The 15117-nt window shown below is 73.3% G+C and carries 12 protein-coding genes; 8 read left to right on the top strand and 4 right to left on the bottom strand.

Features of this window, described 5'->3' with window-relative positions; genetic code table 11:
- Window positions 1-9: 9 nt before the first annotated feature.
- A complete protein-coding gene (locus ABTZ91_RS16625; protein ID WP_352077869.1) occupies window positions 10-540 on the bottom strand; it encodes a MerR family transcriptional regulator in 531 nt (176 codons plus the stop codon).
- 101 nt (window positions 541-641) lie between these two features.
- Between ABTZ91_RS16625 and ABTZ91_RS16620 the strand changes: the two genes are divergently transcribed.
- Window positions 642-1493, top strand: coding sequence for an MBL fold metallo-hydrolase (locus tag ABTZ91_RS16620; protein WP_352077868.1), 852 nt, complete (start codon window positions 642-644; stop codon window positions 1491-1493).
- On the opposite strand, the gene ABTZ91_RS16615 is transcribed toward ABTZ91_RS16620, so the two are convergent.
- On the bottom strand, window positions 1441-1923 hold the full coding sequence (locus ABTZ91_RS16615; protein WP_352077867.1) for an ATP-binding protein: 483 nt from the start codon (window positions 1921-1923) through the stop codon (window positions 1441-1443). The two genes, ABTZ91_RS16620 and ABTZ91_RS16615, sit on opposite strands and share 53 nt — an antisense overlap.
- A gap of 342 nt (window positions 1924-2265) precedes the next feature.
- Between ABTZ91_RS16615 and ABTZ91_RS16610 the strand changes: the two genes are divergently transcribed.
- Complete coding sequence (locus tag ABTZ91_RS16610) at window positions 2266-3093, top strand: enoyl-CoA hydratase family protein (RefSeq protein WP_352077866.1); 828 nt, start codon at window positions 2266-2268, stop codon at window positions 3091-3093.
- Window positions 3090-5441 carry an FAD-dependent monooxygenase gene (locus ABTZ91_RS16605; protein ID WP_352077865.1) on the top strand — a complete coding sequence of 784 codons (2352 nt, stop codon included), beginning with the start codon at window positions 3090-3092 and terminating at the stop codon, window positions 5439-5441. The genes ABTZ91_RS16610 and ABTZ91_RS16605 overlap by 4 nt, the downstream gene beginning before the upstream one ends.
- Before the next feature lie 138 nt (window positions 5442-5579).
- Here the strand turns inward: ABTZ91_RS16605 and ABTZ91_RS16600 are convergent, their stop codons facing one another.
- A complete protein-coding gene (locus ABTZ91_RS16600; RefSeq protein WP_352077864.1) occupies window positions 5580-6386 on the bottom strand; it encodes a PaaX family transcriptional regulator C-terminal domain-containing protein in 807 nt (268 codons plus the stop codon).
- A gap of 4 nt (window positions 6387-6390) precedes the next feature.
- Entirely contained in the window at window positions 6391-8082 is a 1692-nt protein-coding gene (locus tag ABTZ91_RS16595) for an AMP-binding protein (protein ID WP_352077863.1), read from the bottom strand.
- Window positions 8083-8390: 308 nt separating this feature from the next.
- Between ABTZ91_RS16595 and ABTZ91_RS16590 the strand changes: the two genes are divergently transcribed.
- The 5 genes from ABTZ91_RS16590 (at window position 8391) to ABTZ91_RS16570 (ending at window position 15116) form a co-directional block, all read left to right on the top strand.
- Entirely contained in the window at window positions 8391-9710 is a 1320-nt protein-coding gene (locus tag ABTZ91_RS16590; protein WP_352077862.1) for an acyl-CoA dehydrogenase, read from the top strand.
- Entirely contained in the window at window positions 9707-10105 is a 399-nt protein-coding gene (locus tag ABTZ91_RS16585; protein ID WP_352077861.1) for a RidA family protein, read from the top strand. Before ABTZ91_RS16590 ends, ABTZ91_RS16585 begins: the two co-directional genes overlap by 4 nt.
- Window positions 10106-10219: 114 nt before the next feature.
- Window positions 10220-11770 carry an MFS transporter gene (locus ABTZ91_RS16580; protein WP_352077860.1) on the top strand — a complete coding sequence of 517 codons (1551 nt, stop codon included), beginning with the start codon at window positions 10220-10222 and terminating at the stop codon, window positions 11768-11770.
- An 89-nt stretch (window positions 11771-11859) separates the two neighbouring features.
- Window positions 11860-12699 carry a hypothetical protein gene (locus tag ABTZ91_RS16575; RefSeq protein WP_352077859.1) on the top strand — a complete coding sequence of 280 codons (840 nt, stop codon included), beginning with the start codon at window positions 11860-11862 and terminating at the stop codon, window positions 12697-12699.
- A 299-nt stretch (window positions 12700-12998) separates the two neighbouring features.
- Window positions 12999-15116, top strand: a complete 2118-nt coding sequence (locus tag ABTZ91_RS16570) for a DUF2075 domain-containing protein (protein WP_352077891.1) — start codon at window positions 12999-13001, stop codon at window positions 15114-15116.
- Window position 15117 lies beyond the last annotated feature (1 nt).

The raw sequence follows: 15117 nt of genomic DNA, 5'->3' as shown, positions 1-15117 counted from the left end.
GCCCGGCCGCTACGTGCACGCGGGCGCCGACCCGCACGGGTGCGCCGACCCGGACGGGTGCGCCGGCCTGCACACCGCCGCCGGCGCCCCGGACGGGGCCGCCGACGCGGCCGTCGCCACCCCGGACGCGGCCGCCGCCGCCGTCGGCACCCGGCCGACGGCCCGCTTGAAGTCCGGGCAGTCGACGATCGGCTCGTGCGTGCACACGGCCGCGTGCCGCATGCTGTCGCGGAGCCGTGTCAGGCGGCCGATCTGCTCGTCGAGGTCGTCGGCCCTGGCGTTCATCCGGGCGCGCAGGTCCGCGTCCGACGGCCGGGCCACCAGGAAGCGGTGGATCTCGGCGACCGAGAGCCCGGCGCCGCGGGCGCAGGTGATCAGCGCCAGGCGTTCCAGCACGTCCGACCGGTAGGCGCGCCGGAGTCCGTTGCGGCCGGCGGGCTCGATCAGGCCCTTCTTCTCGTAGAAGCGCAGGGCCGAGGGTGCGAGGCCGGACCGGCGCGCGACCTCCCCGATGTCCAGCAGCGGCAGCGGCTCGCTCATCCCTGAGCCTCCCTGATCCCCTCGATGGGCTCCCCGCCTCTCCGAGGAGGCCCGCCCGGCCGGTTGACTTGAAGCGCGCTTCACGTCGCAGCCTAGCGGTCATGAGGATCCATCACCTGAACTGCGGCTCCGTGCGCACGATCGAGGCCACCTACGAAGGCCCCGCGCCCGCCCCCGCCGTCAACCACTGTCTGCTCGTGGAGACCGACCGCCACGGTCTGGTCCTCGTCGAGACCGGCCTCGGCCTCGGTGACGTCCGCGACCCGGAGGCGACGCTCGGCGCCGACTGGGTCGCGATGGCCGCCCCCGTGCTCGACGAGGAGGAGACGGCCGTACGGCAGATCGCCCGGCTCGGCCACGACCCGTCCGACGTACGCCACGTCCTCGTGACCCACCTGGACGTCGATCACTGCGGCGGCCTGCCGGACTTCCCGCGCGCCCGGGTGCACCTGCTCGCCCCCGAACTCGCCGCCGCCCGCGCGGACACCGCCGGCAGCCGCTACCGCCCCGCCCACTGGGCGCACGAGCCCCGGTGGGTCCCCCACGACCCGGAGGACCAGGCGTCCGCCGAGGACTGGTTCGGCTTCACCGCGCTGCGGCCCGCCGGTCTGCCGCCGGAGTTCCGGCTCGTCCCCCTCGGCGGCCACACCGAGGGCCACACGGGAGTCGCCGTGCGCGACGGCGACCGGTGGCTCCTGCACTGCGGCGACGCGTACTACTACCACCGCGAACTCGAGGACGCGAAGGAACCGCACCCGGTCCTCGACGTCGTCCAGACCCGCTCGCAGGTCCACCGTGACCTGCGGCTCGGCACCCAGGCCAGGCTGCGCGAACTGGTCCGCGAGCACGGCGACCGGGTCGAGGTCTTCTCCGCCCACGACCCCTGGGAGTTCGCCCGCCTCACCAGGGCGACGCAGAGCGGCGCCGCTGTGACGGCACGGCCGGGAGCGTGAACCAGACCGCCTTGCCGTGTGCGGTGGGGCGGTGGCCGCAGTCGCTGCTGAGGGCGCGGATCAGAAGCAGTCCGCGGCCGTGCTCCTGCCACGGGTCGACGGGCGCGACCGGCCCCGGGCCGATCAGCTCGCCGGGGGCCGCGGGGCGGCGGTCGCGGACCTCGATGTGGCAGTCGCCGGACGCCGTGAGCAGCTCGACGACCAGCTCGATGGGGCCCTCGCCCGAGGTGTGCTCGACGGCGTTGGCGACGAGCTCGGCCGTGAGCAGCTCGGCCGTGTCGGTGTCGGCGGCCGCGTCCGCGGCTCCGTTCGCCGTGTCCCCGTCGATGTCGGCGAGAAGGGTACGGACGAGGGAGCGGGCCATCGGCACGGCGGCCGTCGTGTGCGGCAGCTCGACGCGCCAGGATGCGGGTCCTGAGACTTCGAACACGGGGGATCCGTTCGGGCTGGGATCGGAGGGGCGGGCTGGAGGCGCGGGCCGGAGGGGCGGGCTGGAGGCGCGGGCCGGAGGAGCGGACTGGAGGAGCGGACCGCAGGAGCGGCGGACCGGAGGAGCGGCCTGAAGGGAGGACGTCCTGGTTTCAACCTTACGGAGTGAAAAATCCAGACCCAGAGTCGGGCGCCCCGATCCCGGGGGGACCTGAGTCCGGGCCCTTCGCCCCCCGCCCCGCTCCTCCCCCTATTGCGTACTCGTGACGACAGTCACAGACAAGTGATACCCTCGCGGATGATGCCGTACCCGTACGTGCACACCACAGGGAGGTCGTCCCGAATGAGCCCCTTCACCGGCTCCGCGACCCGCACCGAACGCTGGCGGCACCTGCGCCTCACCGTCGACGACGGCGTCGCCACGATCACGCTCGCCCGCCCCGCGAAACTGAACGCCCTCACCTTCGGTGCCTACGCGGACCTGCGCGACCTGCTCGCCGAGCTCTCCCGGGAACGGGCCGTCCGTGCCCTCGTCCTCGGCGGCGAGGGGCGTGGCTTCTGCTCGGGCGGCGACGTCGACGAGATCATCGGCGCCACCCTGTCCATGGACACCGCCCAGCTCCTCGACTTCAACCGGATGACCGGCCAGACCGTCCGGGCCCTGCGCGAATGCCCCTTCCCGGTGATCGCCGCCGTCCACGGCGTCGCCGCCGGCGCCGGGGCCGTCCTCGCCCTCGCCGCCGACTTCCGGGTCGCCGACCCCACCGCCCGCTTCGCCTTCCTCTTCACCCGGGTCGGGCTCTCCGGCGGCGACATGGGCGCCGCCTATCTGCTGCCCCGCGTCGTCGGCCTCGGCCACGCGACCCGGCTCCTCATGCTCGGCGACCCGGTCGGCGCCGCCGAGGCCGAGCGCATCGGCCTGATCAGCGAGCTCACCGAGGAGGGCGAAGCCGGCACCCGGGCCGCCGCCCTGGCCCGCCGTCTCGCCGAGGGACCCGCCCTCGCCCACGCCCAGACCAAGGCCCTGCTCACCGCCGAGCTCGACATGCCGCTGGCCGCCTCCGTCGAGATGGACGCCGCCACCCAGGCCCTGCTCATGCACGGCGAGGACTACGCCGAGTTCCACGCCGCCTTCACCGAGAAGCGCCCCGCGAAGTGGCGGGGGCGGTGACCGTGCGCCCCCCGGCACCGGCCCGGCGGCCGCTGCGGATCGCCGTCATCGGCGGCGGCCCCGGCGGACTCTACGCCGCCGCCCTCCTCAAGCGGGGCGACCCCGCACGCGAGGTCACCGTCTGGGAACGCAACGCGCCCACCGACACCTTCGGCTTCGGCGTCGTCCTGTCCGACGAGACCCTCGGCGGCATCGAGGACGCCGACCCGGCCGTCCACACCGCCCTGCGCCGCGAACTCGTCCACTGGGACGACGTGCACATCGTCCACCGCGGCCGGCTCCTCACCTCCACCGGCCACGGCTTCGCCGCCCTCGGCCGCCGCCGGCTCCTGGAGGTCCTGCACGCGCGCTGCACCGAGCTCGGCGTACGGCTCCGCTTCCGCGCCGAGGCCCCGCCCGCCGCCGAGCTCGCGGCCACCCACGACCTGGTCGTCGCCGCCGACGGCGTCCACAGCCGCACCCGCGAGGCGCACGCCGACGTCTTCCGGCCGACGCTCACCACCCACCGCTGCCGCTACATCTGGCTCGCCGCCGACTTCGCCCTCGACGCCTTCCGCTTCGACATCGCCGAGACCGAGTACGGCGTGATGCAGCTGCACGCCTACCCCTACGCCCACGCCGCCGCCGGCTCCGCCGCCGATCCCGACCACCCGACGTCCCGGCCGGCCGGGACGCGGGTCCGCCCCGGCTCCTCCACCGTCATCGTCGAGATGCGCGAGGAGGTCTGGCGGGCGGCCGGGTTCGACGAGCTCGACGAGGCCGAGTCCACCGCCCGCTGCGCCAAGATCTTCGCCGAGGCGCTGCAGGGCCGCGCCCTGCGCTCCAACAAGTCCGCCTGGACCGCCTTCCGTACGGTCGTCAACGCCCGCTGGTCGCACGGCACCACCGTCCTCCTCGGCGACGCCGCCCACACCGCCCACTTCTCCATCGGCTCCGGCACCAAGCTCGCCGTCGAGGACGCCGTCGCCCTCGCCGCCCACGTCGACGCCCGCCCCGACGACCTCCCCGGAGCCCTCGCCGCCTACGAGGCCGAGCGCCGCCCCGTCGTCGAGTCCACCCAGCGCGCCGCCGCCGCGAGCCTGCGCTGGTTCGAGGAGCTCGCCGGGCAACTCGACCGCCCGCCCCGCCAGTTCGCCTTCAACCTGCTCACCCGCAGCCGCCGCGTCACCCACGACAACCTGCGGCTGCGCGACCCCGCGTTCACCGCCGCCGTCGAGGCCGAGTTCGGCTGCCCGCCCGGCACCCCGCCCATGTTCACCCCCTTCCGGCTCGGCGGACTCACCCTCCGCAACCGGGTCGTCGTCTCGCCCATGGACCTGTACGTCGCCGAGGACGGCGTCCCCGGCGACTTCCACCTCGTCCACCTCGGCGCCCGCGCCCTCGGCGGCGCCGGCCTCGTCATGACCGAGATGGTCTGCGTCAGCCCCCAGGGCCGGATCACCCCCGGCTGCACCGGCCTGTGGACCGACGAGCAGGCCGAGGCGTGGACCCGTATCACCGGCTTCGTCCACGCACAGGCCCCCGGCACCGCCCTCGGCGTCCAGCTCGGCCACTCCGGCCGCAAAGGCTCCACCCGCCTCATGTGGGAGGGCATCGACCAGCCGCTGCCCGCCGGCAACTGGCCGCTCGTCGCCGCCTCGCCCCTGCCCTACCGCCCCGGCGTCAACCAGACCCCGCACGCCCTCGACCGGGCCGGACTCACCGCCGTACGCGAGGAGTTCACCGCCGCCGCGCGCCGGGCCGCCCGAGCCGGCTTCGACCTGCTCGAACTCCACTGCGCCCACGGCTATCTGCTCTCCGGCTTCCTCTCCCCGCTGACCAACCACCGCACCGACGCCTACGGCGGCGACCTCGCCGGCCGGCTGCGCTACCCCCTCGAAGTCTTCGACGCCGTACGGGAGGTCTGGCCGGCCGACCGGCCCATGACGGTCCGCGTCTCCGCCACCGACTGGGCCGAGGGCGGCACCACCGCCGACGACGCCGTCGAGATCGCCCGCGCCTTCGCCGCCCACGGCGCCGACGCCATCGACGTCTCCACCGGTCAGGTCGTGCCCGACGAGCGGCCCGAGTTCGGCCGCTCCTACCAGACCCCGTACGCCGACCGCATCCGCGCGGCCCTCGGCGTGCCCGTGATCGCGGTGGGCGCCATCTCCTCCTGGGACGACGTCAACTCCCTGCTCCTCGCGGGCCGCGCGGACCTCTGCGCCCTGGCCCGCCCCCACCTCTACGACCCCCACTGGACCCTGCACGCCGCCGCCGAACAGGGCTACGAGGGCCCCGGCGCCCCTTGGCCGGCCCCGTACCGCGCGGGCAGCCGCCGCCCCCCGACGGGCCGCAAGGACGGCTGAGCCGCGGGCCCGGTCGGGACGGCCCAGGACGGCTGGACCCCGGGCCCGGTCGGGACAGCCGAGCGGAAGAGCGGAAGAGCGGCTGCCCCCGGGAGATCGTGGCGGCGCTCGCGGCCCGTAGGGACGGACGCCGGGCCCCTACGCCCGCACGAACTCCGCCCCCCGCGCGTACAGCAGCTCGTGCAGCGCCGCGAAGACCTCCGCCGACCGGGTGCCCGGCCAGTTCTCCGGGAGGAGTTCCAGCGGAAGGACCGGGTCCGCGTACGGCAGTCGCCGCCAGGAGTCGAGGGCGAGGAGGTACGCGCGGTAGGCGTCCTCCGGCGTGCCCGGACCGGCCGGCCAGGTGCGCAGCACCGGCTCGTGGGCGTCCAGGAACTCCTCGTGCAGCTTGGCGATCGACGGCAGGTCCCACCAGCGGGCCACCGCCTCCGCCGTGGGCGCGAAGCCCAGGTGGTCGCCGCGGAACAGGTCCACGTAGGCGGCCAGATCCAGCCGCTCCAGGGTGTGGCGGGTCTCGTCGTGCAGGCGGGCCGGGGCGATCCAGACGCCGGGCGCGGCCGTGCCGAAGCCGAGCCGGGCCAGCCGGGAGCGCAGCAGATGGCGCTTGTGGCGCTCGGCCTCGGGGACGGAGAAGACCGCGAGGACCCAGCCGTCCGACAGGGCCGGTTCCGTACGGGCGTAGATCCGGCGGTCGCCGTCCTCCAGCAGCATCCGCGCCTCGTCCGACAGCGCGTACCCGGCGGCGCCGTCCGCCGTGCGCCGGGGCAGCAGCAGCCCCCGGCGCTTCAGCCGGGACACCGACGAACGCACCGAGGGCGCGTCCACGCCGAGCACGCCGAGGAGCCGGATCAGCTCCGCGACCGGGAGCGGCGCGCCGTCCGGCGACCGGCCGTACGCGCCGTACAGGGAGACGATCAGGGATCGGGGGGTGTGCTGCTCGGCCACGTGATCACTTTAGGCCGCCGGGCCCGGTCGGGGGAGGTCCGGCCTCGGCGTCCCGCAGCCGGAACCGCTGGAGCTTGCCCGTCGCCGTGCGCGGCAGCGCGTCCAGGAAGACGATCTCGCGCGGCGCCTTGTACGGGGCGAGCCGGGCCCGGACGAAGGACCGCAGCGCCGTCGCCGTGCCCGCGTCGCGCGGCACCCCGTCCCGTACCACCGTGTAGGCCACCACGATCTGGCCGCGCAGCTCGTCGGGGCGGCCGACCACCGCCGCCTCGACGACGTCGGGGTGGGCGAGGAGGGCTTCCTCCACCTGGGGGCCCGCGATGTTGTAGCCGGCCGAGATGATCATGTCGTCGGCGCGGGCGACGTAGCGGAAGTAGCCGTCCGGCTCGCGCACGTACGTGTCGCCGGTGAGGTTCCAGCCGTCGCGCACGTACTCCGTCTGCCGCGGATCGGCGAGATAGCGGCAGCCGACCGGGCCGCGGACCGCGAGCAGGCCCTCCTCGCCGTCCGGGACGTCGTGGAGGCCCGCCGTTCCGTTCCGGCTGACGACCCGGGCCTGCCAGCCGGGGACCGGCCGGCCCGTGGTGCCGGGCCGGATCTCGCCGTCGGCGGCGGAGATGAAGATGTGCAGCAGCTCGGTCGCCCCGATGCCGTTGATCAGCTTCAGACCGGTGCGCTTGTGCCAGGCCTCCCAGGTCGCCTCGGGAAGGTGCTCGCCCGCCGAGACGCAGCGGCGCAGCGAACTCAGGTCGGGGCCGTGGCCGGGCCGGCCGTCGTGCTTCGGGGAGTCGAGCTCCTCCAGCATCACCCGGTAGGCGGTCGGCGCGGTGAAGAGCACCGAGACCCGGTGCCGCTCGATCGCGGCGAGCAGTTGCTGGGGACCGGCCTGTTCGAGCAGCACCGCGCACGCCCCGGCCCGCAGGGGGAAGACGACGAGCCCGCCCAGGCCGAAGGTGAAGCCGAGCGGCGGGGAGCCGGCGAAGACGTCGTCCGGCTCCGGGCGCAGGACGTGCGCGGAGAAGGTGTCGGCCACGGCGAGCACGTCCCGGTGGAAGTGCGCGCAGCCCTTGGGACGCCCGGTGGTGCCGGACGTGAAGGCGATCAGGGCCACGTCGTCGGCGGCCGTCGGCACCGCCTCGTAGCGCTCCGGCTTGCCGGCGGCCAGGGCCAGCAGGTCGTCGGGCCCGTCGCCGCCGTACGGGGTGACGCGCAGCCCCGGCACGTCGGCCTTCACCAGCTCGTCGACGGCGCGCACGTCGCACAGCGCGTGGCTGCAGCGGGCCATCTCGCCCATCACGGCCAGCTCCCGCGCCCGCTGCTGGGCGAGGACGGTGACGGCGACCGCGCCGACCTTCATCACGGCGAGCCAGCAGGCCGCGAGCCAGGGGGTGGTGGGGCCGCGCAGCAGCACCCGGTTGCCGGGGCGGACGCCGAGGTCGCCGTCGAGGACATGGGCGATCCGGTCCACCCGCGCGCGCAGCTGCCCGTACGTCCAGACGCCGCCCTCGCCGTCGCGGAACACCGGGCGGTCGGGGCCGAATCGTTCCACCGTGCGGTCGAGCAGCTCGGCCCCGCAGTTCAGCCGGTCGGGGTAGGCGAGGGAGGGCAGGTCGAAGAGGAGTCGGGGCCACTGCTCGGCGGGCGGCAGATGGTCGCGGGCGAAGGTGTCCAGGTGGGCCGAGGGCGTCAGCTCCATGCGTCCGTCCCCCTGTCGGGTGGGATCGTCGAGGACCGTGGAAGTCCCGTCGGCCGCGCGTCGGGCCCGTCACGGTTCGGCGGGCCTCGGGGCGTCGACGGGATCGGTGGGGCGTCGTGCGCGTGCGGGCGGGGCGTCGTGCGGGGCGGCGGGAGATCGTCGGGACGGCGGGCATCGTGCGGATGGCGGACATCGTCGGGAAGGGGTCGACCGTCGCCAAACGAGCGTATCGTGATGGTGACGACAGTCAACGGTTCGCGATAGAAGCCGCGTCGGCGCCTGCGGGGCGCCAGAGAGGGCCACCGCACATGGCCGCATTCTCGCTCGATCCGGAACAGATCGCCTGGTGCGCACGGCTGCGGGAGCTCGCCGCCGACCACCTGCGTCCGCTCGCCGACCAGGGCCCGCCGGGCCGCGTCAACCGCCCGCTGGTCGCCGCCCTCGGCGAGCACGGCCTGCTCGCCCGCGTCTTCGAGTCCGGCGCACTCGACCTGTGCCTGATGCGGGAGTCCCTCGCCCACGCCTGTACGGAGGCCGAGACGGCCCTCGCCCTCCAGGGCCTCGGCGCCCACCCGGTCGCCGCCTTCGGCACCCCCGAGCAGCGCGCCCGCTGGCTCCCGGAGGTCGTCGCGGGCCGCGCCGTCGCCGCCTTCGCCCTGTCCGAACCGGGCGCGGGCTCCGACGCCGCCGCGCTCTCCCTGGAGGCCGTCCCGGATCCGCCGACGGGCGGATGGCGCCTGTACGGGGAGAAACGCTGGATCTCGAACGCGCCCGAGGCGGACGTGATGACGGTGTTCGCCCGAACGGGCGAGGCGGGAGCCGGGGGAACCGCTCCCGAGGGCCCCGGCACCGCCTCCTCCGGCTCCTCCGGTCCCGACGGCCGTGACGGCGGCCCGGGCGGCGGGTCCGGGGCCCGGGGCGTCACCGCCTTCCTCGTCCCCGCCGGCCGGCCGGGGCTGTCCGGCGAGGCCCTGGACATGCTCGCGCCGCACGCCCTCGGAAGCCTCGTCTTCGACGGGGTGCCGGTCGGGCCGGGCGATGTGCTCGGCGAGCCGGGGCAGGGCTTCCGGGTCGCGATGAACACCCTCAACCTCTTCCGGCCCAGCGTCGGCGCCTTCGCCGTCGGCATGGCACAGGCCGCCCTCGACGCCACCGTCGCCCACACCGCGGGGCGCCCGGCCTTCGGCGGTGTGCTCGCCGACCTCCAGGCCGTCGCCCACCAGGTCGCCGAGATGGCCACCCGTACCGAGGCGGCCCGGCTCCTCGTGTACGCGGCGGCGGAGGCGTACGACCGGGGCGACCCGGACGTGCCGCGCCGCGCCGCCATGGCGAAACTGCTGGCCACCGAGACCGCGCAGTACGTCGTCGACGCCGCCGTCCAACTGCACGGCGCCCGCGCGCTGCAACGCGGCCACCTGCTGGAACACCTCTACCGGGAGGTGCGGGCACCCCGTATCTACGAGGGAGCCACGGAGGTGCAGCGCACGATCATCGCCAAGGAGCTCTACAAGCGGGAGCTCGACCAGCGGGAGCTCGCCCGGCAGCCGGCCGGCGCCGCCCCACCCCCGTCGACGTCAGGACTCACGCCGACCGTCACGTCAGGAGTCACCTCGGGAGCCGCGACATGAGCCTGCACCGGCACAACCCCGCCGAACTGTCCCCGCCCACCGGCTTCAGCCACGCCGTCACCGCCACCGGCAGCCGGCTCGTGTTCCTCGCGGGGCAGACCAGCCTGGACCGGGACGGGAAGGTGACGGGGGAGACCCTGCCCGAGCAGTTCGAGACGGCCCTCGCCAACCTCCTCACCGCACTGCGCCACGCCGGTGGTTCGCCCGCCGACCTCGCGCGCGTCACCGTCTACGCCACGGACGTCGCCGACTACCGCCACCACGCCCACCAACTCGGCCGCATCTGGCGGCGGTTGGCGGGCCGGGACTATCCGGCGATGGCGGTCGTCGGCGTCGTGCGCCTGTGGGACGAACAGGCCCTGGTGGAGCTGGACGGCTTCGCCGTCGTCGACTGAAACGGCCTCGACGGAACGCCGTGAAGATCGACTGGTCACCCGTATGGACCAGCATTACGGTCGAAAGGTGGACTGACCGGCCCATGGTCCCCCCAGGTGAGGGCGCGATGCGCCATGAGTACATCCAAGCCGACGACCCCGCGGAAGTCAGCCGCTCCCCGGAGCGGCGGAGACGGCAAAGGCATCGCCCTGTTCGTCATCGCCTCCTGCCAGCTGATGGTCGTCCTCGACATCACCATCGTGAACATCGCGCTTCCGCACATCCAGAGCGCGCTGGACTTCTCGACCACCAGCCTGTCGTGGGTGGTCAACGCCTACACGCTGACCTTCGGCGGCCTGCTGCTCCTGGGCGGCCGCTGCGGTGACATCCTCGGCCGCCGACGGGTCTTCGTCTTCGGCGTGCTGCTCTTCGGACTCGCCTCGCTCTTCTGCGGGCTGGCGCAGGCCGAGTGGCACCTGCTGGCCGCACGAGCCCTCCAGGGCGTCGGCGGCGCCATCGCCTCCCCGACCGCGCTGTCCCTCATCACCACCACCTTCGATGAAGGGCCCGAACGCAACCGCGCCTTCGGGGTGTTCGCGGGAGTCTCGGCGGGCGGCGGCGCGATCGGCCTGGTCGCCGGCGGCATGCTCGTCGAATGGCTCGACTGGCGCTGGATCTTCTTCGTCAACGTGCCCATCGCCGTGCTGATCGCCTTCCTCACCCCCCGGCACGTCCGGGAGTCCGAGCGGCACCCCGGCCATTTCGACCTCGCCGGCGCGCTCACGTCCACGCTCGGCATGGTGGCGCTGGTGTACGGGTTCATCCGGGCCTCGCAGGAGGGCTGGCGCGACCCGTACACGATCGGCTCGTTCGCGGCGGCGGTCGTGCTGCTCGCCGGGTTCCTCGCGATCGAACGCCGCTCCCAGCAGCCCATCACGCCCCTGCACATGTTCGCCGACCGCAACCGCTCGGGCACGTACGCCATCATGCTGTGCCTGGCCGCGGCGATCTTCGGCATGTTCTTCTTCCTGACGCTCTTCGTGCAGCAGGTCCTCGCCTTCAGCCCCCTGGCCACCGGGTTCGCGTTCCTGCCGGTCAGCGCCATCATCGCGGTCGCCGCGGGCCTCACGTCCAGCCTGCTGCCCAGGTTCGGGCCGAAGCCCTTCATGGTGACGGGGTCGGTGCTGGCCGCGCTCGGTCTGGCCTGGCTCACCCTGACCGACGTGCACTCCACGTACGCGGGCAGCATCCTCGGACCGATCCTGGTCTTCGGCTTCGGCATGGGCTTCATGTTCGTCTCGCTGACCATCATGGCGCTGTCGAACGTCCCGCAGCGGGAGTCGGGCGCCGCCTCCGGACTGCTCAACGCCACGCAGCAGGTGGGAGGTTCGCTGGGTCTGTCCATCCTGGTCACGGTCTTCGGCACGTACAGCCGCGACGAGGCGAAGAGGCAGGTGCCCGCGTTCCTGTCCCAGGCGGGCCCTCTGGAGAAGGCCCAGTTCGCGAGGACGGGCGAGCTCCCACCGCCCTACGCCGACCAGGTGCTGACCTCCGGGGTCTCCGCGGGCTTCATCACGGCCGCCGTCTTCGCCGCGGCCGCCGCGCTCATCGCCCTCTTCGTCATCAAGGTCCGGCCCTCCGACATCGAGCGCCTGAAGGGCGGCGGGATGCTGCCGGGTGCCTGAGGTCGAGATCACCGCTCGTATCCGTTTGAACGCCCCCTGTTCGAGACAGTGTTCGACGGAAACCCGAACGACGAGCGAGAGCAGGCACCTTGAGACAGCAGCAGACGGTCCGCCGGATATCCCTGACAGTGGCGGCGACGGCGGTCGCCGCCACCGCCGTCTTCCTGGCCTCCGGCACGGGCCTCGCGGAGGGCCTCGGCCAGGCCGCCCCGGCGGCGGCCGAGCCGACCGACGGAGGAACCAGCGTCGGCGTCACCGAGGGCACGACCTCCGGGGAGACCGACGGAGGGTCCACGGTCGGGACGACGAACGGGGCGGACGGCGGAGCGGACGGTGGCGCGAACACCGGCGTCAGCGAGGGTACGACGACGGGCGGGGCCGACGGCGGAGCGGACGGCGGCGCGAACACCGGCGTCAGCGAAGGCACGACGACGGGCGAGACCACGGGCGGCGGCGAGCCGACCCCCACCCCCACCGCGACACAGCCGGGCACGGGCCAGATCCCGTACACCGCCCACCCCTGCTGGACCCCGGACTCGAAGCCGATCACCGGCACCTTCGTCGCGCTGGTCCCGGCCGGAACCCTCCCGACCGGCAACAAGGCGACCCTGGTCGAACTGCGCTTCGCCCCGAAGACGGACCCGGCCACGGGCATCCGCGGCGACGACGAGATCCTCACCCGCTTCGCACCGGCCGGCGGCACGTGGACGGCGGCCCGCCCGGCGAAGCTGGAACTGGCCGCGGACGCCATCAAGCCCTTCCGCCCGGTGGTCGACGGCACGGCCCTCAGGATGCCCGAGATCCGCCTCACCGACATCAACTGCTGGGACGCCACGGTCGCCTCCCTCGGCGGCACCCTCCGCTTCGGCGGCGAGGGCGGCAACGGCGGCGCGGAGGTCAAGGTCCCGGTGACCTGGCAGCGCTCCTGACGGACCCGTGCCGGGGCCCCGGCACGAGTCCGTCAGCCGACGGCCCCGGCAACCGACGGGCGCTGGGGCCGGCCGCCCCGCCCCTCCTCCCTCCTCGGAGGGGGGCACATACCACTGGGACATTGAGCACTCAAGATGCGGTTTGCACGGTTCGGACCGCCACTCGGGCCTTCGATGTCCGGAGGTCTGGTCGGCCCCGTAAGATCGTCGAGAAAGACTGCGGTCCGACGGGCTTCCATGCGAGGACATGCCCCCACCCGCACGAGTCACTCGTGCCCTGGGGGAACCACCTCGTGTCCATGCTCCTGCTGAAGATGGCAGCGCAGGATCTGCTGACGCTCAACGCCAGGCGCCTCATGGTGCCGCATCTCGCGGCACGATGGCGGAAGTTCCGGAAGAGCGATGCATCGCTCACCGAGCGGTCCGCCTGGGCGGAAAGCCTGGTGAGCCTGGCCGGCGACCTGGTGGAGGCCGGGCGGGGCAACGTGCAGATGGTCGTCGAGTGTGCCGCCACCATCGACGAGTTCAACCGTCCAGGTGATCCGAGGCTCATCGATGTCGTCCTAGTGGGTCGCCACCCCGAGAGGAACCGGCCCTCCGTGGAGTTGGTCGAGCTCAAGCGCTGGTCGACCGTGACCAGGGTGGAACAGGCCACCGCGGACCTGGTGTACGTGGAGGGCATGGGTGAGAAGGCTCATCCGGTTCTGCAGCTGCGGGAGTACTACAACGCGTTCCGGAGTGAAAGGGGGCCGTTCCAGGGCCTTGACTTCGAATGCGGCGGCTTCGCCTACCTGCACAACGCCACGGACGAAGCGGTGCGCCCACTCCTCGACGTGGTGGCGCCGACCGGGGTGTACGGCCGGATCTATACGAGCGACCGGCGCAAGCAGCTCTTGGCGGACCTCCAGCGGAGTTTCGCCGCTGACGACGAGAGTGCGGCCTCGGCGGCCGAGGTCATGCTCCAGGGCATGGGGTTGCGCAACACCCGCTTGCTGGACGCCATGATCTGGTCCCGTGGTGCGGACACGGTCTTCACGCTACGGGGAAAGCAGAAGGAGATCGCCGAGCAGATCCTCGAGACCGCGTCCAGGGTGCTTCCCGACCCACGCCGACCGGAGCTGATCCCGGACGAGCGACGCGCGGTGTTCTTGGTGACCGGCGGTGCCGGAACGGGGAAGAGCGCCGTCGGCCTGCAGATGAAGACCGAACTGGAGGCCCAAGGCCGTACGGTGATGTACGCCAGCGGCAGCCGGGCCTTCAACGGTGCGATGCAGGAGCACGTCGGCTTCGGAGACAGCGAGTTCCGGGAGTCGTTCACCTACTTCAGCAACTTCGTCACTCCGCCCGACCCGCCCCTGGACGTCCTGATCTGCGACGAGGCGCACCGCCTGCGGGACCGCTCGTCGAGCCGGTTCTGGCCGGCCGAGAAACAGGGGACGGGGCCGCAGGTGGACGAGCTGATCGCGGCGTCCCGCCTGTCCGTCTTCTTCCTGGACGAGGCACAGTCCGTTCGGCCGCACGACGTCGGCACCGTGCAGCTGATCGAGGAAGCGGCCGGTCGGAACGATGCCCGGCTCGCCCGGTTCGACCTGTGGGAGCAGTTCCGCTGCGGCGGCAGCGACGCCTACGTTCACTGGGTGCGAGCCCTGCTGGGGCTCACGGACGAGAAGCCCGAGGAATGGAGAGCCGACGGACTGATGCACATCGAAGTCGCCGACACTCCGGACGAACTCGAACGGATCATCCACGGCCAAGCTCGGGCCGGTGCTTCCGCCCGCATGGTCGCAGGCTACTGCTGGCCCTGGACGAAGCCACAGGGCAAGACCAAGCGGCTGGAGCCCGACGTCCGCATCGGAGGCTGGCACCGGCCCTGGAACGCGGACAGCGAGACCGTCTGCGAGAACGGCGCGCCCCCCTCCAAGATCTGGGGGGTCGACGAGAACGGTCTGGGGCAGATCGGCTGCGTGTACACGGCGCAGGGCCTCGAATGGGACTGGTGCGGCGTCATCATGGGCGAGGACATGGTGCGGCGGGGGGACACCTGGGTGTTCCGCCGCGGCAAGGACCGCGTGGACCCGGAGTCCAAGGTCAAACGTGTCGCCGTGCCCGGATCGTTCGATCCCAAGGTGAAGCCCGCCACCGTCGACGACGAGGAGTTCGCCCGGCTCGTACGCCACGCCTACCACGTGCTGATGACCAGGGCCAGCCGTGCGACGGTGCTGTACTCCACGGACAAGGAGACCCGTGAGTACCTCAGGAAGATGGTCGGCGAGGTGGAGATCCACGGCCTTCGACCCACCTGGCACAACCTGCCGCCGGAAGCCCGCCGTCCACCCCTGCCACGTACGCGCGGCCGGCGCAAGCGCAAGAAGCGCAAGCCCGGAGGGGTTCACGAGACGGAACTGAGGCTCTTCTGAC

It is taken from the genome of Streptomyces sp. NPDC126499, from assembly GCF_040302485.1.
Classification (GTDB): Bacteria; Actinomycetota; Actinomycetes; order Streptomycetales; family Streptomycetaceae; genus Streptomyces.
The sequence above is the reverse complement of the archived record's forward strand: the minus strand, read 5'-3'. Positions and strand labels throughout refer to the sequence as shown.